Origin of the sequence: Anoxybacillus sp. MB8, assembly GCF_011006755.1 — a bacterium.
Classification (GTDB): domain Bacteria; phylum Bacillota; class Bacilli; order Bacillales; family Anoxybacillaceae; genus Anoxybacillus; species Anoxybacillus gonensis.
Map to the genome: position 1 here is coordinate 102,030 of NZ_RXXX01000004.1, position 23,278 is coordinate 125,307.

At 40.0% G+C, this 23,278-nt stretch carries 19 protein-coding genes and 1 CRISPR repeat array; of the genes, 3 read left to right on the plus strand and 16 right to left on the minus strand.

The genetic code is table 11. The features are described 5' to 3' along the window. The 3 genes from EKC99_RS02945 to EKC99_RS02955 form a co-directional block, all read right to left on the minus strand. Entirely contained in the window at positions 1-438 is a 438-nt protein-coding gene (locus EKC99_RS02945) for a PTS mannitol transporter subunit IIA (protein WP_026011586.1), read from the minus strand. Next, a complete protein-coding gene (locus EKC99_RS02950; protein ID WP_163150423.1) occupies positions 439-2,514 on the minus strand; it encodes a BglG family transcription antiterminator in 2,076 nt (691 codons plus the stop codon). It abuts the gene before it with no gap. A gap of 195 nt (positions 2,515-2,709) precedes the next feature. Next, positions 2,710-4,110 carry a PTS mannitol transporter subunit IIBC gene (locus tag EKC99_RS02955; RefSeq protein ID WP_163150424.1) on the minus strand — a complete coding sequence of 467 codons (1,401 nt, stop codon included), beginning with the start codon at positions 4,108-4,110 and terminating at the stop codon, positions 2,710-2,712. A gap of 226 nt (positions 4,111-4,336) precedes the next feature. On the opposite strand from EKC99_RS02955, the gene EKC99_RS02960 reads away from it, so the two are divergent. Continuing rightward, the gene (locus EKC99_RS02960; protein ID WP_163150426.1) at positions 4,337-5,101 is read left to right on the plus strand and encodes a CAP domain-containing protein; all 765 of its coding nucleotides are present in this window, start codon (positions 4,337-4,339) and stop codon (positions 5,099-5,101) included. A gap of 94 nt (positions 5,102-5,195) precedes the next feature. Here EKC99_RS02960 and EKC99_RS02965 read toward each other — a convergent pair whose 3' ends face one another. The 6 genes from EKC99_RS02965 to EKC99_RS02990 all read right to left on the minus strand — a co-directional run bounded on the left by EKC99_RS02965 (position 5,196) and on the right by EKC99_RS02990 (position 12,801). Next, positions 5,196-7,256 (minus strand): GDYXXLXY domain-containing protein, encoded by a 2,061-nt coding sequence (locus EKC99_RS02965; RefSeq protein WP_163150428.1) that lies wholly within the window; start codon positions 7,254-7,256, stop codon positions 5,196-5,198. Between the two features lie 66 nt (positions 7,257-7,322). Then, entirely contained in the window at positions 7,323-8,087 is a 765-nt protein-coding gene (locus EKC99_RS02970; RefSeq protein WP_163150430.1) for an IclR family transcriptional regulator, read from the minus strand. 57 nt (positions 8,088-8,144) lie between these two features. Then, the gene (locus EKC99_RS02975; RefSeq protein ID WP_163150471.1) at positions 8,145-10,328 is read right to left on the minus strand and encodes a malate synthase G; all 2,184 of its coding nucleotides are present in this window, start codon (positions 10,326-10,328) and stop codon (positions 8,145-8,147) included. Positions 10,329-10,461: 133 nt separating this feature from the next. After that, positions 10,462-11,112 carry a TetR/AcrR family transcriptional regulator gene (locus tag EKC99_RS02980; protein WP_035065617.1) on the minus strand — a complete coding sequence of 217 codons (651 nt, stop codon included), beginning with the start codon at positions 11,110-11,112 and terminating at the stop codon, positions 10,462-10,464. Between the two features lie 11 nt (positions 11,113-11,123). Next, positions 11,124-11,918, minus strand: a complete 795-nt coding sequence (locus EKC99_RS02985) for an ABC transporter permease (RefSeq protein ID WP_163150432.1) — start codon at positions 11,916-11,918, stop codon at positions 11,124-11,126. A gap of 10 nt (positions 11,919-11,928) precedes the next feature. After that, positions 11,929-12,801 carry an ABC transporter ATP-binding protein gene (locus EKC99_RS02990; protein ID WP_163150434.1) on the minus strand — a complete coding sequence of 291 codons (873 nt, stop codon included), beginning with the start codon at positions 12,799-12,801 and terminating at the stop codon, positions 11,929-11,931. Positions 12,802-12,951: 150 nt separating this feature from the next. On the opposite strand from EKC99_RS02990, the gene EKC99_RS02995 reads away from it, so the two are divergent. Then, positions 12,952-13,797, plus strand: a complete 846-nt coding sequence (locus EKC99_RS02995; protein WP_163150436.1) for an SPFH domain-containing protein — start codon at positions 12,952-12,954, stop codon at positions 13,795-13,797. 13 nt (positions 13,798-13,810) lie between these two features. Continuing rightward, entirely contained in the window at positions 13,811-13,987 is a 177-nt protein-coding gene (locus EKC99_RS03000; protein WP_042533980.1) for a type II toxin-antitoxin system antitoxin, read from the plus strand. A 46-nt stretch (positions 13,988-14,033) separates the two neighbouring features. Next, positions 14,034-15,164: a CRISPR direct-repeat array (repeat unit 37 nt; unit sequence GTTTCAATCCTCACCCAGCTTTTATGCTGGGTGCAAC). A gap of 222 nt (positions 15,165-15,386) precedes the next feature. Here EKC99_RS03000 and cas2 read toward each other — a convergent pair. From cas2 to cas3, 7 genes are read right to left on the minus strand one after another with little or no spacing between them, the layout of a single operon-like run. Next, positions 15,387-15,677 (minus strand): CRISPR-associated endonuclease Cas2, encoded by a 291-nt coding sequence (gene cas2 / locus EKC99_RS03005; protein ID WP_085789359.1) that lies wholly within the window; start codon positions 15,675-15,677, stop codon positions 15,387-15,389. Positions 15,678-15,683: 6 nt separating this feature from the next. Next, positions 15,684-16,715, minus strand: coding sequence for a type I-C CRISPR-associated endonuclease Cas1c (gene cas1c, locus EKC99_RS03010; protein ID WP_163150438.1), 1,032 nt, complete (start codon positions 16,713-16,715; stop codon positions 15,684-15,686). After that, positions 16,708-17,322, minus strand: a complete 615-nt coding sequence (gene cas4, locus EKC99_RS03015) for a CRISPR-associated protein Cas4 (protein WP_163150440.1) — start codon at positions 17,320-17,322, stop codon at positions 16,708-16,710. Before cas4 ends, cas1c begins: the two co-directional genes overlap by 8 nt. 25 nt (positions 17,323-17,347) lie before the next feature. Further along, the gene (gene cas7c, locus EKC99_RS03020; protein WP_163150442.1) at positions 17,348-18,463 is read right to left on the minus strand and encodes a type I-C CRISPR-associated protein Cas7/Csd2; all 1,116 of its coding nucleotides are present in this window, start codon (positions 18,461-18,463) and stop codon (positions 17,348-17,350) included. 15 nt (positions 18,464-18,478) lie between these two features. Continuing rightward, a complete protein-coding gene (gene cas8c / locus EKC99_RS03025) occupies positions 18,479-20,224 on the minus strand; it encodes a type I-C CRISPR-associated protein Cas8c/Csd1 (protein WP_163150444.1) in 1,746 nt (581 codons plus the stop codon). Continuing rightward, entirely contained in the window at positions 20,209-20,916 is a 708-nt protein-coding gene (gene cas5c, locus EKC99_RS03030) for a type I-C CRISPR-associated protein Cas5c (protein WP_163150473.1), read from the minus strand. Before cas5c ends, cas8c begins: the two co-directional genes overlap by 16 nt. A 19-nt stretch (positions 20,917-20,935) precedes the next feature. Beyond that, positions 20,936-23,128, minus strand: coding sequence for a CRISPR-associated helicase Cas3' (gene cas3 / locus EKC99_RS03035; protein ID WP_163150446.1), 2,193 nt, complete (start codon positions 23,126-23,128; stop codon positions 20,936-20,938). Between the last annotated feature and the right edge of the window lie 150 nt (positions 23,129-23,278).

Here is a 23,278-nt window from a genome sequence, read left to right on the forward strand (position 1 = left end):
TTATTCCACCTCATTTAATAGTGCTAAAATCTCATCTTCAGTCGTTGCTTCAATCATTTTTTGAATGTTTTCTTCTTCTGAACATACAATCGCAACTTTCGAAAGAATTTCTAAATGCTCATTATCTTTACCTGCAATACCGATTAAAACTTTGACGATATTTCCTCCTCCAAAATCAACGCCGTTCGGCACTTGAACAATGGATAAACCTGCTTGTTTCACAAGTTTTTTTGCTTCTTCCGTACCGTGCGGAATCGCTACAAAATTCCCCATATATGTTGAAGTTAATGCTTCTCTCTCAAACATTTTGTCGATATAAGACTCCTCTACGTACCCTCGTTCAACTAAAATACGTCCTGCTAATTGAATCGCTTGTTCTTTCGTTTTTACATCTGCACCTAGTACAATATTTTCTTTTGCTAACACTGCCACTGTGATTCACTCCTTATGATGTTGAAGTTGTTCGTAAAAAAATTTTTCTAATTGTGTGCTTAAAAATGCATAAATTTGTTCTTTATTACCTTTTGAAAATAACTCTATACTTTCTTCGTCTTTAATAATGAGCGAACTGACATGACTAAGCACTTGCAACATATCGTCTTGCGCATCTTGAGGTGCAAGCAACAACAAAAGACGATTCACTTGCATCGGTTGCTGATCCATACCGACGATCGTTTTTGGTTGTGTTAGTGTATACATCGTAAAAGATGGTCGCAAAACAGCCTCGCTTCGCGTATGATACAACGCTAAAGTAGTATTCGGGATTCCTAATCCACCGATTTGTTCTCGTCGCAACAACTCCTTCACGACGATCTCTTTCGTTCGAATGGCTCCGTGTCGTTCAAGATGTGTGCAAGCGTACATTAACGCATCATTCATGGAATGAGACGATAATTCGAGCAACGAAAAACTGTTTAACAGTTGAACGATTGTCTCGCTTACTACGTGAATCGAACGGATTTTTTCAATTCCTTTTTTCGATGGGTTCGTTTTTCGAAAACGCATAGAAAACGTTTTCGTTTTTAGAAATTGTCGAATTGCAACAACTTCCTCTTCCGGCAACATCGGATTCACAAGAAAATATGGTTGCGACGTATGAAGTGGAATCGTTGATACGATCAAATCGTATTCGTGCACATCCATATGTCGAACGTCAAAAAACGACTTTTGTTCAATATGAGAAATATCTGGAATTTCTTGTTTGAGACGTGTAGCTAATATTTTTGCCGTCCCAATTCCGCTTGAACAAATAACGAGCGCACGCAACCCTTTCTTTTCGCGCAATAACGCTGATGCAAAATGAAGAACTAAGTAACCAACTTCTTCTTTCGGCACCGTTATATCCGAAAATACATGTTGTACACCTTGTTGCACAATATAAAACAATTCGCTATAGTCTTGCATAATTTTATGAAGCAACGGATTAGTAATGCCCATATGATGCTGTATACGATATAAAGCTGGTTTTAAATGGACGATTAAATCTTCGTACAACGGGTAGTCGTCCGTTAAATCAATCCCTATTTTATCGCTCACAAAACGAATGAGCTCTTGTGCTTTCATCGCGATTGCTAAACTCGCCTCTTCTAACATATAGCCGCGCCGAGTTCTTAACTTTGCACCCATTAAATGCATCGTGATGTAACCAATTTCTTCTTCGGGAATCACAACATGAAAAACTTCTTCTAATTTTTTTGCGATTTTTTCTGCTGTTTCATATTCTTTCGTTGCACGAATGGCTTGCAAATGTTGGGCATCAAAATGGATAGCCTCTCCTTGCACAATGCGTTCGATGGCTAACGCCAGATGAATAACGAGAGCGATATATGAACTATCGGCAATCGTAAACGGAAGATTTTCTTTCATTGCTTCAATTTGTTGTTCGATCATAAACAATTTTTCTTTATCAACAAGCCCAAGCAACTTCTCTGTCACCGTATTTACTAAATCTGTCGACTTTTTTTGAATAGACTCTTTCATTAAAGAGAGAAATTGTGACTCGTCAAAATGATCAAATAACAGTTCGCTCATCATTTTACGTTTTGCAGCTTCGGAGCCACATATTTCGACTCCATATCCCCTTTTACGAATGAGGGAAAGGCCGTGTTTTTCTACCTTTTCTTCCATCTTGTCTAAATCGTTGCTGATCGTGGCGACTGTTACGTTTAAATCATTCGCAAGAGAGACTAACTTCACCGGTTCTCCTGATTCTAATAAAGCAATTAAAATCATCGTTTGCCGCTCTTCAGGTGTATATTCCGTATGTGATAAACGAAATACATGCATTTGTAGCTGGCGCTTTTTTTCTTCTTCTCCGACAATTTGAATACCAACACCTGCTTTTTTTATGAGTTGTAAATCATATGATTCAACAACTTGTTCAACACCTTTTAAATCACGGTGAACCGTTCGTTCGCTTACATCTAATTGCTTCGCGACATCTCCTACTGTAATTCCTTTTGGGTTCGCTAATAAAAGATCTAATATTTTTCTTTCTCTCGCTGATATATACACACACTCACCTCCCATCTAGCAACGATTGTTGACATTTTTTAAAAACATGTTTGCTTTTCAAGAAAAATTTTACCGTCACTTTTCTCTAATCACAACAAATAGAAAGCGCTTTTTCGTCATTTTACATGTTGACATTTTTTAAATGGAAGAAGCAAAAAGGTAAGCTGTTCACTTACCTTTTTGCTTGTTTATTCGTTATTCACCTTTTTTTAACATCTCGATTAATTCATCATATTTTGGACTATTTAAGAAGTTTTCAACAGATACGTGGTATGCATTTGGTAATTTTTCTTTCGCACGATCTGTTAAATTTTGATGAGTAATAACCACATCTGCATCCGCTGGCAATTGATTAATCGCTGTATTTGTTACTTCAATATCAAGTCCAGCTTTTTGCACTTTGTTTCTCATAATGGAAGCACCCATCGCACTTGATCCCATTCCTGCATCACAAGCAAAAACAATTTTTTTCACTTGTTTTGGCGCTGCAGTGCTTAAAGCTGAAGCCACGCTGCTTTTCTTTCCTTTTAATTGTTGCATTTGTTCTGTCGCTTGTTCTAAATCGCCTTCTTCTTGTTTTGATGTTTTTAAGAAGAAGGATGCCACTAAGAAAGAAACGGTAGCAGCAACGATTACCCCAGCAAGAACTCCTAAGTAATGACCGCGCGGCGTCATAGCAAGTAGTGCAAAAATACTTCCTGGCGATGGAACTGCAACAAGACCTGCATTAAATAATGTGAATGTAAACACCCCGCTCACACCACCAGCAATTGCAGCTAAGATGAGTACTGGGCGCATTAAAATGTAAGGGAAGTAAATTTCGTGAATTCCTCCGAGAAAATGGATGATCACCGCACCTGGCGCCGATTGTTTTGCCATCCCTTTTCCGAATAACCAATAAGCAAGTAAAATACCAAGACCCGGACCAGGGTTTGTTTCAAGCAAGAATAAAATAGATTTTCCTGTTTTTGCTGCTTGCTCAATACCAAGCGGGCTTAAAATACCATGGTTAATGGCATTGTTTAAAAATAATACTTTTGCTGGTTCAATAAAGATGTTTGCTAAAGGTAACAATTTCGCGTTAACAATTGCTTCTACGCCTGCTGCTAATGTTTTGTTTAATCCTAAAACAACTGGACCAATTCCTTTGAAAGCGACTAATGTGAGTAACCCACCAATAATACCTGCCGAAAAGTTATTTACTAACATTTCAAAACCTTGTTTCACTTTCCCATGAACAAGTTTGTCAAACTGTTTAATGGCATATCCGCCAAGCGGCCCCATGATCATGGCACCTAAAAACATCGGAATGTCTGAACCGACAATAACTCCCATGGTTGCGGTTGCACCGACGACACCACCACGCACGTCATAAATCATTTTTCCGCCTGTATAACCAATTAATAATGGCAATAAATACGTAATCATTGGGCCAACTAATTTAGCGAATGATTCGTTTGGCAACCAACCTGTCGGGATAAATAATGCAGTAATAATTCCCCACGCAATAAATGCTCCGATGTTTGGCATAATCATTCCACTTAAATAACTGCCAAATCGTTGCACTTTTACACGAAAACCTGTTTGATTTTCCATGTTTCTTCCTCCTCTTTTTTATTTGGTCTTGCTATAGCTTCATATTAAAGCGCTTACAGGTCACATTCAATGTAAAGTAAATATCATTTTGTCTGTCACAATCTTGTCATTTTTTAAAAACAAAAAGAGGAAAAAACATTTCTCAACCATTCCCATCATTAGTTTGCTTCATAACAGCAAAAACTAATGATGCATAACGATTGAAATGCCAAGGAGGGATGCACAAATGATAAAGAAACTAACGAAATCTATTGCCGCCTTAAGTTTACTGGCCATTGTTGGCTGTAACAACGCAATGGATATGAACAACCGTTCAAACATTTCTGCTTTGCATACGACGCTATCAAGCGATCAATATCCTCATACAAAAGCGATATTGATTCAAGAAGCTCGCTATAAATTTGTTCCGATCGATCCGAAAGACGCAGCCAATTTACGCACACAAATTGAACGATCGTTAACGGAACAACAAAGAATGTATGTGCAACCAAGACCTTACACGCCGTCACCAAATGTGTATCAACGTCCAAATCAGGTGACGCCGACACAACCGAACAGACAAACACAACAACCGACTCAGCAGCAACCAAGACAAACAACACCGACAACAAGTATTAGTCAATATGCACAACAAGTCATCGATTTGACAAACAGAGAACGTGCTCGTGCAGGGCTTCCAGCTTTACGTGCTGATGCGCAGCTCAGCTCGGTCGCTCAGAAAAAATCGGAAGATATGCGAAAAAAGAATTATTTCTCGCATACAAGCCCAACATACGGTTCTCCTTTTGATATGATGCGCGATTTTGGCGTTTCTTATCGAACAGCTGGGGAAAACATCGCGAAAGGGCAGCGAACACCTCAAGAAGTAGTGAATGCGTGGATGAATAGTGCCGGACACCGCGCGAACATTTTAAATCGAAACTTTACCCATATCGGTGTTGGATTTGACGGAAACGGAAACTATTGGACACAAATGTTTATTGGAAAGTAAAGTCTCCTTTACCATTGTAAAAGGAAATGTCATTTGAAGCTAAGCAACATCATAAAAAAACCGCCGTCTCCATACGAGGCGGCGGTTTCCTATCTTACCGTTCAGACACTTTTTCTAATAACGCATCTCCTGTCTTACTTACACGTACATAGGCAAAGCGAGCATGGCGTTGGATCTCTCCTCCTGTTTTTTCTGGAACAAAATACGTTTCAATTCCATAAATGATTGTATTTCCATATATATGTCCGTTTACTAACACATCGCCTTCTCGATACATCGTCGAATTTCGTGGCTTCCCATTTAATGAATAAACACCAACAAATCGATGAACGCCTGTTTCATCTTTCCGTAAAATGACTTGGGCTTTTCCCCACTCATTCATTCCCTCAATTGTTGAAATTTCGTATTGAAGACGAACATAATCTCCTTGAATGAGAGAACGTGGATCGACTGGTTCAAGTTGCAGTTTTATTCGTTGACCATATTGAAGATGTTGCTCTTTATCAAACGTGACATAAGTGATAAAAGCAACTTGCAACATGATGATGACGAAAAGCGGTAACCATTTTTGCTTATGGAAAGATAATGAAATCGACTTTCTTTTTTGTACGACCGAAGCAACGATCAATAAACATACTCCAACAATGGCTAATGTCACGGATTTATGCAATAAACTCCATACCCATTCATAATACTTTAACGTTAAAAACAAAAAGATATATAACCAAGCAATCGACTGTTCTTTTTCATTCGTACGAAAAAAGAGAACAAGGGCAACAAAACCAAGAAACAGTATATTCCATACAACATACGCCCAATCCACCACAACTAAATCAGCACTCGTCAATAAAAGAAGCGTAGCGAATGAAAAAACGAGGAAAACGAGTCGCTCATACGTATGTTTTGTCATCCAATAAATGATGCCGTAAAAAACAAATACAGTAAATAACGTAAAACGAATGTCGCTCCACTCATCAAGCATCATCATGGCGAAATAAAGCGAAACTGCCATATTCGTCATCGTTCGTACACCCGCCGACATTCGCCATGAAACAATAAATAATACAGCGATATATACAGTGATTACGATAAAGGAGACCTCTGTTACGCTAAATGCACCGAGGATATATCCAATCGTAAGCAATGTGTAACGAACAACATCGTTCCATCTTTTCCATAACAATCCCGGAACAACAAATAAAAAAACAGATATACTAAATAACCAATAAGGAGAAAACACATTAAACCAAAACGATAATAATTGCAATATACTTCCAACTACAATGATGGAAGCCACCCCTGTGACAATCACTTGAAAAGCAACAAAAAATATTTTCTCTACTTTTCCGTTGCTTCGCTTTTTCATCCAACGAAGCGCATAAATGCCTATATAAACGATAATGGCTGCCAACACAAGCCCAAATATATACCAATTGCCACCAACATGTCGCTCAACAAAGCGAAAATATTGCACAACCCCAAACATACCTGTAAACAGCACAGTACATATAAAATACGGTTGTTTTCTTACATATATTAAAAACAACACGAAGATAAAAGCATATACGTATGGCCAAAAATGAAACTGGTCTGTGAAAATCCTTTGTATAAAGATGACAAATAGCCAACTGTGCATCGCCATATAAGCCAGAACAGAAACAATTGATGGACGTCCAAGAAATGAAATGATTCCGTTAATTACGGCAAAAAGCAATAAAATAAAAAACGATGGCCATTCTCCACGTTCAATTTGATACGAAGACGGAAAATAGTAAAACCAACATGTAAGCTGTAGCAGTCCGAAACTGAATATAGAGAGAAACGAAATGCGAGTAAACATGGCAAACATAGCAGTCGGAATAAACCAAATGAAAAACAATAAAAAGCTATCCGCATGCGAGTTATATACTTGACCAATTAATGCGATACAAATCCCAAATGTTATCGCCCCAAAAATAAGCAACCATTTACTTAAAAAATGATGGCGAAAAACCGTGGCGCTCATGCCATAAAACAAAATCATAAACCCAGCACCAATCCCGACTTTCATTAAGCGCCCAAGTTCAGGCCAATTAGAAGCAAAAAAATAAACGAGCGCTGCGACCAAAAACAAAAGTCCTAACAAATATGTTGTTTTCACAACACGTTGTGCCATAAAGTGGCCTCCTTAAACATCCTTTTTATCATTATACTATGACTAGAGGCCAAACGTATACATCATTCATCGATATCCAAGTCGCTCTGAAATTTGTTGACCTATCTTTCTCATTTGTGCGTGAAGTTGTTCAATCCGCTCATTTGTCATGCGAATGGTCGGTCCAGAAACACTTACTGCGGCAATGACTTGTTTCGTATGATCAAAAATCGGAACAGCGACACATCGTATACCGTATTCGTTTTCTTCTAAGTCGAGCGCATAACCGCGTTGCCGAACACGTTCTAGCTCTTGAAACAGCATTTGACGATCTGTAATCGTATAATCAGTATGTGGCGGCAATCCTTTTCGATCTAAAATATCTGCAACAACATGCTTAGGCAAATGTGCTAAAATCGCTTTTCCAACAGCCGTACAATGCATCGGTGCTCGCTTTCCAACTTTCGAATGCATGCGCAACGTTTCATTTCCATCTAACTTTTCAATATAAATGACTTCTCCTTGGTCGTACACGACAAGATGTACGACTTCATTTGTCAATTTTTCCAGCTTACGCAAATACAGTTTCGCTTCTTTTCGTAAATCGATCGATTCTAACAACTTTGAGCTCATCTCTAGTAGCTTGTAGCCAAGTTTATAGCGCTCTGTTTCTTCGTCTTGTTCGACATACCCATACTCAACGAGCGTCGACAACAACCGGTACACCGAGCTTTTATGAATACCTACTTGTTTTGCGATTTCGGTTACACCCATTCCATGACGTTCATTACTTAAAATATCCATGATTTGCAACGCTCTACTCACTGATTTCACAAACGAATCTTTTTCCATGCTGCTTCCCACCTTTAGCACATAACGAGGGCATTCACATGGAATGCCCTCATCACATTATTGTTTTACATGCGCAAATTTCGCTTTTGCTTCTAAACGGCGGCGATGCAAAATCGGTTCTGTGTAGCCGTTCGGCTGTTCATATCCTTTGAACACGAGATCGCACGCCGCTTGAAAAGCAACGGATTGATCATAGTCAGCTGACATCGGTCGATACAATGGATCATCAGCATTTTGTTCATCTACCACTTTGGCCATTCGCTTCAATGTTTCCAGTACTTGTTCTTTTGTGCAAATTCCATGATGCAACCAGTTCGCAATATGTTGGCTCGAAATACGTAACGTTGCTCGATCTTCCATTAAACCAACATTATGAATATCAGGAACCTTTGAACAACCAACACCTTGGTCAATCCAACGAACAACGTAGCCAAGAATACTTTGGGCATTGTTATCTAGTTCCTGTTGAATTTCCTCAGGCGTCCACGTTGGATGGATTGCGACAGGAATTTGTAATATGTCGTCACGATAGTTTTTCACATGTTTCTTCAACCCATCTTGCACCGCAAATACGTCAACTTTATGATAATGGAGCGCATGTAAAGTTGCTGCAGTCGGTGACGGCACCCACGCTGTGTTTGCCCCAGCTTGCGGATGAGCAATTTTTTGCTTTAGCATCTCCGCCATCATATCAGGCATCGCCCACATTCCTTTGCCAATTTGAGCTCTTCCTTGAAAACCTGTCGCTAACCCAATCGCGACGTTCGATTTTTCGTAGCTTTGTAACCATGTGGCCGACTTCATTTCGTTTTTCCGAATCATCGGACCTGCTTCCATTGACGTATGGATTTCGTCGCCTGTACGATCTAAAAAGCCTGTGTTAATGAAAACAATTCGATCTCTTACTTGATAAATGCAATTTTTTAAATTCAACGTTGTCCGACGCTCTTCATCCATCACGCCAATTTTAATTGTATTGCGTTCAAGACCGAGCATGTCTTCCACACGATCAAACAATTCGTTCGCAAATGCTACTTCTTCTGAACCGTGCATTTTCGGCTTTACGATGTAAATGGAACCTTTTCTTGAGTTCACGTATTTTCCGTTACCGAGAAGCGAATGTTTCATAATTAAAGTCGTCACAACGGCATCTAAAATGCCCTCATACACTTCTTCCCCATTTTCAAGCAAAATCGTACTGTTTGTCATTAAATGCCCAACGTTTCGCACAAACATGAGTGAACGACCTGGCAATGTGAGCGTTTCGCCATTTGGTGTCGTATACACGCGATCCGGTTGAAGGGCACGAGTCACTATTTTATTCCCTTTTGTAAAATTCGCTGTTAAATCCCCACGAACTAAGCCGAGCAAATTGCGATAAACAAGCACTTTATCTTCTGCGTCCACCGCTGCAACGGAATCTTCGCAATCCATAATCGTTGTTAAAGCTGACTCTAAATAAACATCTTTAATCCCAGCTGCATCTGTCTGCCCAATCGGATGAGTCCGATCAATTTGTATTTCAATATGCAGACCGTTATTTTTTAACAAAACGGCAGATGGTTGCTCTGGTGAGCCTTGATACCCGACAAATTTCTCACCATCTTGTAATGTTGTCGTTTGTCCATCTTTTACTGTGACAGTTAATGTCCCGTTTACAACAGCATATTGAACGGCATCTTTATGCGAATATTCACGAAGCGGTACCGCTTCATCTAAAAAGGCACGGACGTAAGCAATCACTTTCTCCCCGCGTACTGGATTGTATCCTTTTCCTCGCTGTGCACCACCTTCTTCACTAATCACATCTGTCCCATATAGCGCATCGTACAAACTTCCCCAACGAGCATTGGCTGCATTGAGAGCATAACGTGCGTTTGTAATTGGAACAACGAGCTGTGGACCGGCTTGCTTAGCAATTTCATCATCTACATTTTCTGTTGTAATTTCAAAGTCATCAACTTCCGGCTCTAAATATCCGATTTCTTGTAAAAACGATTGATATTGTTCAAAATCGAACTGCCCACGATGTTGCTTATGCCACTCATTTATTTTTTCTTGCAACTCATCACGCTTCGCAAGCAACGCTTTATTTTTCGGTGTCAATTCTTCAATCAGCTGCTCAAAATCGCTCCAAAACTTGCCTGCATCTACCCCGCTATTTGGTAATACTTCATTTGTCATAAAATCATAAAAGATGCTTGCTACTTGCAAACGCCCAACTTGTACATATTCTCCCATCATCATTCCCCTTCCCCTTTTTTGTTGCGTATTACGAAACACAGTTTCAAATTTCTCGAAAATATCATACCACATAAAAACAGAAAATTTCAATAATTTTCTTGCAATGAATAAAGGCGGGAAGATCCCCGCCTCACTTGTAAATCCCATATTTTATAATATTCACATATTCCTCTAACTCTTGCACAAGCAAATTCCCGTGTTGAATTGGATTATATTTTTTATTTTTATACAATTGCATGTACTTATTCGATAATTGTTCAACGATCAACATCGTCATGCGCACGACAGTTTCAGCACATACATCATCACGTAACGTTTCTTTCTGCAGAAGATCTTTTAAAAAAATATGTTGCAATTGAAAATCTTCAGCATATGTTTCGTAATGTTCCGCAAGCAGTTGTTCCATTTCTTTTTTTACCACTTTTGGTGGATTAGCCACTGCATCGATGACTAGTTGTGTTTCATGCGGATATGTCATAAATATTTGTTGTTTAGTAAGCACAATTTGCTTTATTCGCTCAAAAAAGTCACTACATCTTATTTCGTTTACTGCTTCCATCGTCTTTTCGGTCAACAACTGTTTTGCATAATGAACAACATATAAATATAAATTTTTTTTGCTTTTAAAATAATGAAATAACAATCCCTTTGAAATGCCAGCGCGACTCGTCATCACATCCGTTGATGCATTGTCGTATCCGTTTTGTACAAACTCTTCGATCACGGTTTGAATAATGAGTTTCTTTTTTTCTTCCGGTTGCCTTTCAAACGCTTCGTACAATCAAATCCCCCTCACACGACAATATCTTTCTTTTGATAAATTACGTATGCTGCAACAATACTTGAAAGAATGATCGCCATCATTAAACTTGCATACAATGGATCTATTTGTAAATCATAAATAATCGGTGCTGCATCAACATATTTAAACGGACTCACGTATTTTAAGAACGATAAATCTTCAGAAATACTTGACATCATATTCATAAAATAAGTAACAAAGACAAGCCCAAGGGCAAACGATGATGCATTTCTCGTTTTACGCATCATCGTTGATAATAAAAATGCTATGGACGCAAACGTAAAGTGAAGGAATACAGTTGCCAACGTCAATAAATAAATCGCTTTTAATGAAACATCGTATTCTCTAGCCATTTGAAAACCAATCAAACTAACAAGCAAAGAAACCACATTTAAAATAAGAATATTCACCACCACAACAAGCCACTTATTCGTTAAAATTTCTCCTCTCGTTACTGGTTTAGCAAGTAAAAATTCAATCGTTTTATCGTTTTCCTCTTTTGCAACGATGTTGGCAGCTAACATCGTTGCATAAACGCTACCAAGTAACGTTGTCATCATATATACCCGAACACCGTAATACCCTGTTAAATCGCCAATGCTTAGTTGATCCATCCCAAACGCCTTAATCATCGCTGGCGGCAATGATTGAAGAAGTTTTGTTACTTCTTTTTGCTGCTCCGCAAACTGTGGGAAAATGCTTAATGTCAAAAACACAAGACCACCAAGTACGATACTCCAAATCATTAAAGATTTTGCATTTCTCTTCCATTCACGTTTAAACATCGTCCATCCCTCACTTTTCGTAATAGTGCATAAACACATCTTCTAAAGATGGCTCGCTAATCGACACATCTTTTATGCGCAAGCTGTACAATAGGGCGATCAGTTCATTCATATCTCCTTTATATAGCATCGTCATTTCATTGCCGTTCATTTCTTTTTTTACAACACCTGCTAAATCAAATGAAGTATATTGCCCTTCTTCAAACACGATCGTCACATGTTTCAAATGGTTTTTCGTTAAATGTTCAATCGTTTCCACTTGAATTAATTTCCCTTCTTTAATAATCGCTACACGATCGCAAAGTTTTTGTACTTCGGAAAGAATGTGCGAGGAGAAGAAAATCGTCACTCCTTTTTTCCGTTCTTCCAAAAGTAGTTCAAAAAATGTATGCTGCATGAGCGGATCTAATCCACCGGTTGGTTCATCTAAAATTAACAATTTCGGCTCGTGTAAAAGCGCCTGAACGATACCGACTTTTTTTCGATTTCCAAATGATAAATCTTCAATTTTTTTATAAATATCTAAATCAAGTCGTGCAGCTAACTGTTTCAATCGTCGATCCGACACTTTGTAAAACGATGCCGAATACGTCAATAAGTCGATTACTTTCATATCATCATAGTAATGCACTTCAGAAGGTAAATAGCCGACATGTCTCCGAATTTTTTTTGCATCTTTCACAATATCTTTTCCGAAAATTGTAGCACTACCGCTTGTTGGATAAATAAAATTTAATAATGTGCGAATCGTTGTGCTTTTTCCTGCCCCATTCGGCCCGATAAACCCAAAAATTTCCCCTTCCTCAATTGAAAATGTGACTCGTTCAATTCCTCGATTGTTTTTATACATTTTCGTTAACTGTTTAACATCAACAATGCCCATTATTCCGCCTCCCCGGCATCACTCATTTATTGACTAACAAGTCAATTCCATTATATAGAATTTTGACTGATTAGTCAACTAAAATAAATTTACATATAATAGAAAATATGATATCATAAAAATATCTTTATGATGTTAGGAGGGAAAAACGTGAAAGAAACAAAAGCATGGTATGTAAATGGTTTTCTCGCTTTATTTTTCATTATCGCGTTACTTGCAGGGGCTGTTTGGCGATTTTTCATGGAGATGGAACTTGTTCTTCCGATTTCGTTTGTTTTTCTCGCTTTCCTATTATCAACAGGGATGACAATGGTTCAACCTAATCAAGCAAAAGTCGTCATCTTTTTCGGGAAATATATCGGAACTATTCGCGATAGCGGTTTATTTTTAACTGTTCCCCTCAGCGTTCGCAAAACGGTTTCATTACGTGTTCGCAACTTTAATAGCGCAAAACTAAAGGTGAATGACGTCGAAGGAAATCCAATCGAAATTGCAGCTGTCGTTGTTTTCAAAGTGATCGATTCAGCCAAAGCAACATTTGATGTAGATAACTACGAGCAATTTGTTGAAATTCAGAGTGAAACAGCCATTCGTCACGTTGCAACAAAATATCCATATGACACATTTGAAAACGAAGACATTTCACTACGCGGAAACGCTGATATTGTCTCAGAAGTATTAGCAAAAGAGCTACAAGACCGATTGAATGTTGCAGGTGTTGAAGTTATTGAAGCGCGTTTAACACATTTAGCGTACTCGACTGAAATTGCAAGCGCTATGTTACAACGCCAACAAGCTGCCGCCATTTTAGCGGCAAGGAAAAAAATTGTCGAAGGGGCTGTTTCAATGGCAAAAATGGCTATTGAACAACTTGACAAAGAGGCTCATTTACAATTAGATGAAGAAAGAAAGGCAAATATGGTTAATAATTTGATGGTAGCGATCATTTCTGACCGCGGAGCACAACCAGTCATCAATGCTGGAACGCTATACTAACGGTGAACATAAAATGACAAAGAAAAAAAATTTTCCACTCCGAATTGATCCAAAATTGTACGAAATCATCGAACGCTGGGCGCAAGATGAATTTCGAAGCGTAAATGCCCATATCGAGTTTTTACTGCGTGAAGCAGCCAAACGCGAAGGACGTTTGAAAGAGAATAAAAATAAAAAGGTGTCCCATTAGCTGTTCCGGACACCTTTTTTCCATTATCATACAATCATATATTATTGTTTCAATCCTCACCGAGCTTTTGTGCTGGGTGCAACTAAAGCAGGAAAAGTGGCGGTAGCAACCGTGGTGTTGTTTCAATCCTCACCCAGCTTTTATGCTGGGTGCAACGCAAGTTCTACGTTCTCAAACGCGCCCACTCCATTATGTTTCAATCCTCACCCAGCTTTTATGCTGGGTGCAACAATAATAAGGTTGCGTGCGTATGACGAATGTCGTGTTTCAATCCTCACCCAGCTTTTATGCTGGGTGCAACTCCCCTTGTCCAGCAATGTATCCATAGTTGCGATAGTTGTTTCAATCCTCACCCAGCTTTTATGCTGGGTGCAACGTTGTCGACTTCAAGGAAATACAACAAGTCGTGATACTTGTTTCAATCCTCACCCAGCTTTTATGCTGGGTGCAACTTTGATCGACTAGATGCAATTTGCAAAGCGTTGTATGTTTCAATCCTCACCCAGCTTTTATGCTGGGTGCAACTTGCAGCGAAAGATGGTAACGTGACGATTGAGGAACTGTTTCAATCCTCACCCAGCTTTTATGCTGGGTGCAACGAATCATCACGCAACATAGCACGCACATGTGCGTTGAGTTTCAATCCTCACCCAGCTTTTATGCTGGGTGCAACCAATTGTAACTGCTCGTTTTGCGCTTGCTTTTGTGTTTCAATCCTCACCCAGCTTTTATGCTGGGTGCAACGCCAAAGCACTCGGTTGTGATGTGGCTGACTTTTTTGTTTCAATCCTCACCCAGCTTTTATGCTGGGTGCAACATTCATGTGCAAATGATGCGTCGGGGTTAATACGTTTCAATCCTCACCCAGCTTTTATGCTGGGTGCAACTTACTGCTCTATCGCGATGACTACTACAACAAAGTTTCAATCCTCACCCAGCTTTTATGCTGGGTGCAACAATAGCATCTAATCCATTCACTTTAATGTCGTCAATTGTTTCAATCCTCACCCAGCTTTTATGCTGGGTGCAACGCCAAAGCACTCGGTTGTGATGTGGCTGACTTTTTTGTTTCAATCCTCACCCAGCTTTTATGCTGGGTGCAACCAGACAGAAATGTATGGTATTGTCTTGCCGCTATCGGTTTCAATCCTCACCCAGCTTTTATGCTGGGTGCAACCGCCCGTGCTTAAACTCCTTGTGTGAAGCGGATTTGAAAGTACAAAAACGCGAACTGCTGTGTTTGAGCTACATTATGACTAAGATAGTCCCTGATGAATTTTTGACTTTTCGCTTTACTAAACATCTTTCTATTCATCGCGATCTCCCCTGCTTTTTTACCATTGCTTTATGTTCGCGCACCGTTATTTATACTGCTACACATGTTTTATACGTTCCACTCTCATAAAATAATCGGATCATTATAGTCAATATAATGATCTTTTCCATAGGATCGAACTGCTTTAGACCGTTGACCATACAGTGTATATATTCGCAGACTATCTTTTTCTAAATCAATAACACGTAGCAGTTGGTGTTCCATCTCTTCCAATTGTGCCTGATTAACACTGCACTCAAAAACAGATTTCTGCACACGTTGCCCATAATTTTGACAAATAGTTGCTACTTTTCGTAATCGCTTTTGACCACTTGACTCTAGTGTTTCCACATCATATGTTACCAGAATATCCAATAGCAATCACCTCATGATAAACGGTACGTATTCATCTATATCCCTGCGCAAATGCCGTGCTAATAATCGAGCATGTACATGGGGCAACAAGCCCAAAGGAATTTTTTGGTTGATAATAGGGTGATGGATTTCTTCTTGTTTCCGCTTTTGATAAGAAGCCAAAAATGTTCTTCTCCCATTTTCATTTAAAAATACTGCTCCACCAGGACGAATGTCAAAATCGCTTTTATCCAGCTGCTTTCGATTAATTAGTGTTAAAACAAAACGATCCGCTAGGTATGGACGAAACTCCTCAACAAGATCCAATCCTAACGATGGCTTTCCCGGTCGCAATGCATGCAAATAGCCGATTTGCGGATCAAGTCCCACCCCCTCTAGCGCTGAAATGCAATCTTGTGTCACGATGCTGTAAGCAAAAGACAAACAGGCATTGATTGGATCGCGTGGCGGTCGACGCGATCGCACGGTAAAACTAAAAAACTCGTCCTCATCTGACCGTATGAGCGATGCAAATGCTTCAAAATACACAGATGAGGCGTATCCCTCAACTCCCCTCAGTTCATCCAACGTAGTTTGTTTGTCGATGTTGCGCAAGCTTTGATTCAGCTGTTTTACCGATTGCTCTAAGTGCGGGCGTTGTTCTGGGTAATCACGCATTGCTCGTTGAAGCACACTTTTGCTGTTACGAATCTTACCGGACACAAAACGGGAAGCGATATGCAACATTCGTTGTTTGTCTTCCAACACTCGATGTTGTTCTCTTCGAAGTAACACATTCCCATTCGTTCTTCCTGTTGCTCTGGCTAAAAAACGACCGTATGCATCATACCAAATAACAGAAATACCTTGGTTGACACACTTGCCAAGCAAATACGGGCTAATGGAAACATTCCCGAACATGACAATGGCACCAATGTGATGGATAGGAACTTGCAACGTTTTTTTTCCTTCCACCTCGACGACAATTGTTTCATGATCAAGACGCAAATACGCCTGTTGCGTTTGAATATACAGTGTATTCAACAAGACTCTAATCATGTTTATTCTCCTCGCTTATCCATGCTACCACATTAGCAGGAACCTGTGGCATGCAAACGTCTTGTAACGAGCAATTGTGACATCTCGCGTCATTGACAGGTAGCGGCAGTTGGTTGTTTTGCAATAATTTCCTTACACTCTGTATCGTTTCTTTCGTTAATTGTTGCAACTGCTTTGTTATGTCGATTTCCAATCGTCTTCTTGACTCGTAATAGTACAAGGATCCCTTTGTCACAGGACGATTAAACATTTCTTCTAAGCAAAGCGCTTGAGCTACCAGTTGTACTATATCCGCCTGCTTTGTTTTTCGTTTTCCGACTTTGTACTCAACTGGATATGGCGTGCCATCAGGAAGAAACTCAACGCAATCCGCTTTCCCCATTATTCCTAGACACTCAGACCAAATGGGGAGTGCACGTTCTACCCTCCTATCTCCTATTTGTTCCCCTTCTGGTGTATCTACCCGTTCATGTACCCGATTTCCTCGAAGCGTAAATACATTCTCTTCAAACGTTTGCTCAAGATGAATCAAGGCACATTGGCGTGGACAATACACATAATGTTGCAAAGCAGACAGCATGACCCACTCATCTTCATTCCACTGCATGGACTTCTAATCTCCTCACTTTTATTTACACAAGACGCGTGATAGTGACGCCCGGGAAATGATCAATTGAAATATCTTTTTCTCCCTCATCCACCGGTCCAAGTAATAGGTAGTCATTGAATGAACGAGGTGATTCTTCTTGGCGTCGTTCTACTTGTACAAGTTCGAACAGCTTATGCGCTGGCGCTGATCCCTTGGCAGTTTCATGGCTGAAAATGTATAACCCCCTTACATTCATTTCTCCTCTAGCTGCGGAATGATCAAATGAAAATAAATGGACGAGCGCGTCCCAAAAATCGGCTAAATCTTCCTCAGTAACTCCTGTTCTTTCTCCGAAAAACGGATTGTAAAACCCATGCAACCTATACAAACCATATGGGATTAACGGTTTTCTTCCCATTTCCGTTTGTTTTCTGCGACGATCAGATTCTTTAGTTATGGCTGTACGTGTAATAGTTAAATCCCATGGAAATACAGGATCAACCGAACGTGAAAACGTCAACTGCATCGGTCCACGCACTTGACCTGCATTCAGCCCTGTTGACATAACAGCCCCGAACATGCGAATATCGTAATACTTTCGGCACAAGGCATATTGCGCTTTTTGCCGCGTTTGCTCATCAATTTTCATATTTTTTGCGGCCTGTGCTAGACGCTTCGCAATGTTTCGTAACATGGGCTCGAGCTGTTTTTTAAGACCAGCTTCTTCGATCCCTTCAGTAAACTTTTTGCGAATATCAGCATCCTTAACATCTTCACCTGTATAAATGATTCGGCCTTCTTCAAGCATCACTCCTTTTTCCTCAAGCAAGGCAATCCAATCCATTAGTACTGTATTTTCTTTTTCTTCTTCACTTAATTCTGTGGTCGCCAACTGTACTCCAATTTCTTGATACACTTGAAAAATAATTGTATTTAGCGCTGTATGACTCTGAATAAAAATTGGTCTACCTAACACCGTCGCGACGTAATCTCGGATTTTTCGCTTGATGGCAACGTCAGTCACAATACCTTGCATCGTTTCCGGATCAACACGCGGCATGTTCCCTGCATCCGGATCACCGTTTGGGTTTCCGTCTTTCACATCGAAGAGTAATACAAATTCATGTCGTTTTTTCGGATCAATGTAGCGTTCTGTCATTATTTTCCCCTCACTTCATTCGGTTGATTTTTTTTGACGCCGATTGCTGAATTCCGCACGCTGATGATAAAAACCAAGAGCGAATTCAGCTTGTTGCCTTAAATTTAAAATGGTTGGAAAACCTCCCGCTTCATCCAGTTGCTTCATGATTTCTTCTAGTAAACGACTAAGTTCAACAGACACTTTTGGGAGATGGGCTGTTGTCGAAAGTCGTAGCAATGAACCAAATGCTGATGCTGGAGCGGTTGAAGCAGCACCATAAAAACGATCGACAATCGTGCTCCCAATCCGGTATCCCGAAGCGCGTTGTTGAATTTCTTCCAATACCGCCAATAATCGGCCGCAAATATAGGGTGGCTGTGAATAATTGGTATTCAAAGACTCCATCGTATTTGCTTCCTCCTTTCCATAAGTAAGAGATAGTTTTAGTAAGCAAGCTAGCGCTTGATATCTCCACGTTTCCTTCACGTCATTTAACACTTTCGGCGAACGGAAACGTTGAAGAGCTAGTGACAACAGTTCATTAGGCGGCAAAGCTCCTTGGTAAATCATGCGCAAACATTGACGCACCAAACTTGGAGACATATCAATCGCCCGAATCAAAGTGGCTAGCGGTAACAAATAGCCTTTTTCTCCATTCGGCTGAACAATACGCAAAGCAGTTGTGTATCGTTCTAGATATAAAAGTAATTGCGAAATTGATGTTCGAATCCATTCACGAACCACTAGCCTCGCTTTATTAGCAGAAAGAACTGCCATATGGAAGAATGCACTATCCAAATAGAGTGCCTGTTCACGCCCCGTCTTCGGAAGAGCGATCAGCTCCTCTAGCTGTCTTAATTCAGGAGGGGGGGCTGGCTTGTTTGTTTCTTCATCAAAAAGCCATTGTTCAATCGGAGATGCAATAATTTTTTCGTCAATTTGAAAACCTACCCCCTCTTTCTCTACAAAACGATCCTCGATCCAATATACAGCAATTTGGGATCGTAAAATGTTTCGATCGTTCACATACAGGAGTGTGTGATGCTGTCCCTCCCTAATTAAATAGTTCAATGTATCGACGACTAAAGTGGCACATCTGAAGCAGATCGGTACATTATTTGTTTGTGTTTTCCCCATTGATTCGAACGATGAACTGTTAAACGACGTCAATTGACATGATTGTCCAAATAATTGAACAGGGTTAGGTAAATATCGGACATACGTGGATCGATTCCCGCAAACAGAACAGTCACACTCATCATCAGACAACAACTCAGTCGCTAAATATTTAGCCCAAAACGTCTGAATTTCTAATTTTTCACATATAAACGACTCTTCATCAACTTGAAAGGTCACAATATCTTTGGCACCAATTTGGTCATGAAATGAATTCTTCTCTGGGCTATGTAGAAAATCAAGCACTTTCTTTAATTCTTCCATCTTCGTTTTTTCATAAGCTTCTTTGATTAGTTCCACATACCCTGTATGCATTAACTTTGCCTCATCAACCTTCTGTGAATTTTCGGGAATGCCAAGTACATAACGAGCATCATCGACCAATAGATAAGGTTTCACATTGTCTTTCGTAATTTTCCCTTGGCGTAACCGAAAGGGGGCTTCCACTAAGCGATGTTCATCTTTTGTAAATCGTCCCTTCAAATACGGTTTATCCCCACTTAAATCAATAATCCAATTAATTGATTTAGGTTTATAGCAGATAGGTGGGAGGCTTTTCTCTCCCTGCAACCGAGTAGCCAACTCAATCAATGAGTAAAGCATTTTCCATCCTCCAATGCGTAAAGCAGTTGATATTTTTCTATTGGGACATGCAACCAACCGTTTTCTATCTTCGCATCAAAAAAGATTGGCTTAGCAAATCCCGCTGCCACTCGCGTTCCCATTTTGTCATGACGGAGAAACTCCATTTCTTTTCTTGTTCCTTCCTCGATGAAAGCAAAATCAAACAACATCGTACCGATATCCATGTCAACAGACTCGACAGTATCTTCTTCACTTATCGGTGAAAAATAAGCCACAAATTCTCTTGTCCCTAAATATGGTGTATGATGATATTGTCCTCTTTGAACTCGACGGTTAAATTGATCCCGATATTTCGCTACAGGATCAACTGCTCGCTTTGTTAAAACAATATCTGCAACAATCCAATAAGCAACGCTTTTTAAAATTAAACTCGTTCGTTGAGCACGGTCGTTTTCAATGAAAATCGGCTTTTTATTTTGCTTGCTTGTTAGCTCGTTACGCAAAATAGCTTGCTGACCACCTAGACGCTCAATTCCGATTCGGCGAATTTCATAACGGAATTCCGGCTTCCAAAAAATCGCTTCCAATATCCCGCGCGCTGCACTCGGCGTCATGATTGGATAACTAATGCGCTCTACTTTAAACTCTGGTCTTGTAAAACAAGCGTAATCTCCCCACACTTTTACTTGCACTTTTGCTCGACGTTGCATCACATATCACCTTTCTTTTTTATCCAATGAGACTAAACGGATCATGAACTTCTTCTTTAATCCCTACTTTTTCGTCATAATCACCGAGCCATTCATAAACATTGTCAGCCACTTCTCGTAGCCATCCATCTTTTTCTTTCTTCACCGCCTCAAACCGATAAAGTTGGATTATATACGGCTGCAATCGGCGGAATAAATGGCGAGAAGGAGAAGATTCCCACATTCGCAAATGCTCCAACGCTTCCGCATACGGAACAATAACAGATACAGTGTCCTGATCAATGAGACGGTATTTTTCAGCAACTAGAGGATAATCGAGCGTTTCCCGAGCCTTTTGAATGTTTTTTGAATCCAAGTCTACCGCAGCAAATAGACGGCGGAAATACTCACGGAATATATTTGGGTTATGTAAATCATCGGGCTGTTTTTCAGCCAATAAGGACCTTGCTGTTTCCATTGCTGTTTTATACGGACCTTTTGGACTTGACATCTCTTTTGTTTCAAAAATAATCACTTTCCCCTTGTCCATCTTCCCCTCACGATTGCAACGCCCCGCCGCTTGGACGATCCGATCAAGCGGCCCCATTTGCCTCATAACAATGGGAAAGTCTAAATCAACGCCTGCTTCAACGACTTGCGTACTAATTAGACGAACAGGTTCATTCTTCCGCAGACGCTCACGTACTTCATCTAAAATTCGCCGACGATGGGCTCCGCAAAGAAGAGTAGACAAATGAAATACTCCTTCATCTTCTTGAAGAAATTCAACACACTCTTTTGCTTCTTTTCTCGTATTAAAGACAACTAACAATTGTTTTTGTTGCTGAATAAAGCACGCAAGCTCTTGCAGTGAAATAGGTGTTTTCCATATGTCATAATCCACTCGTTTCATTTGTTGAAAGTGTTCGCCCACTAGCACCGGTGGCAAAATTTCTTTTACTTCTACGCTTGAAAATACATCTAAAAACTTGCATTCTTCGAAAAATGGTTGCGTAGCGCTCGACAGCACAATTGTTGTTTGACAATGCTTGGCTAGCATAACTAGGGCGTCTAATGTAGGTTTCAACAGTTCAGGGGGGATCGCTTGAATCTCATCGAGAATAATCACGCTGCGCGACAAATTATGCAATTTACGAACTTTGCTTGGACGATTGTTAAACAAGCTATCGAACAATTGTACTGTCGTTGTGACGATAAGAGGTGCATCCCAATTTTCAGCAGATAAACGTTGCTGGATAATTCGTTCGTCTCCCGTTTCCTTCTGATCATCTACTTCAACTTGGCTATGATGTTCGAGCACCGCATCATCCCCGAAAATACCGCGATATACATTTACTGTTTGCTCAATAATAGTTGTATAAGGAATAGCGACAATGATACGATCGAGTTGGTGTTTTACGGCATGTTTCAGCGCAAAGGCCAAACTGCTTCTCGTTTTCCCCCCACCGGTCGGCACTGTCAAACGAAACAGTCCTTGTGGTCTAGCTGAGGCACGAATACATTCCTCATACACTTCTTTTCGTACCCGATTGACAAGTGTATCGTTCGCTTGATTAGTTAGTTGATTTTGGTTGACAACAAAACAGTCCCATAAATAGTTTATCGAAATGGTTGGCTGTCGAATTTGAGAAAGTTCAGGATGGAAATGGCGCTCTGTATCTAAATAATCGGCATCAACGAGTGCTGAAAAGACGAGACGAATCCACATTTCTCTTTCTGTCTCCGAAAATGATAGAGTCTCAATCCCTTGTTGTACGGAAGGAAACACAAACTCTTTCAAAAATGATTCTGCCTGCCGTAAAATCTCTAAAAAATGAGATTGTTGTTTTTCCAAATTCTCTTCAAAAGTAAGAGATAAATAAGCAGATGAATGCAAACCAGCATGATGGCCGGCAATCGGCAGAGAGAAACATTTCCAAGCATTTGGGTGTTTCATCTTTTTCCAATACAACTGATACATGAACGCCGCACCCCAAATTGCATGGGGAACACTTCGAGCATTCTCTCCATCCGCCTGCTTTTGCAAATACATTTGAAAAAGAGGATGAAACTTTCCTAAATCGTGTAAAAGACCGCATAAGTACGCTACCCTTTCTCCATGAAAAGGTTCAGCAAACGACTTCGCTACTTCCGCTACGCTTACCAAATGATCCTTCAAGTCATGCCACTCTCTGTCATTTTCCCGTGGAGTATGAGCATATACACTATTCATTCCCTATTCGACCCCATCACATGTTTTTCTACCACTTTTCATATTTCGCTAAATACATCCATAATCCTTCTAAATAAAACACATTTTTTCAATTATCAACTATATTTGTTGAATAATGTCGAAAAGTAATAACACAAATCCATGACACAT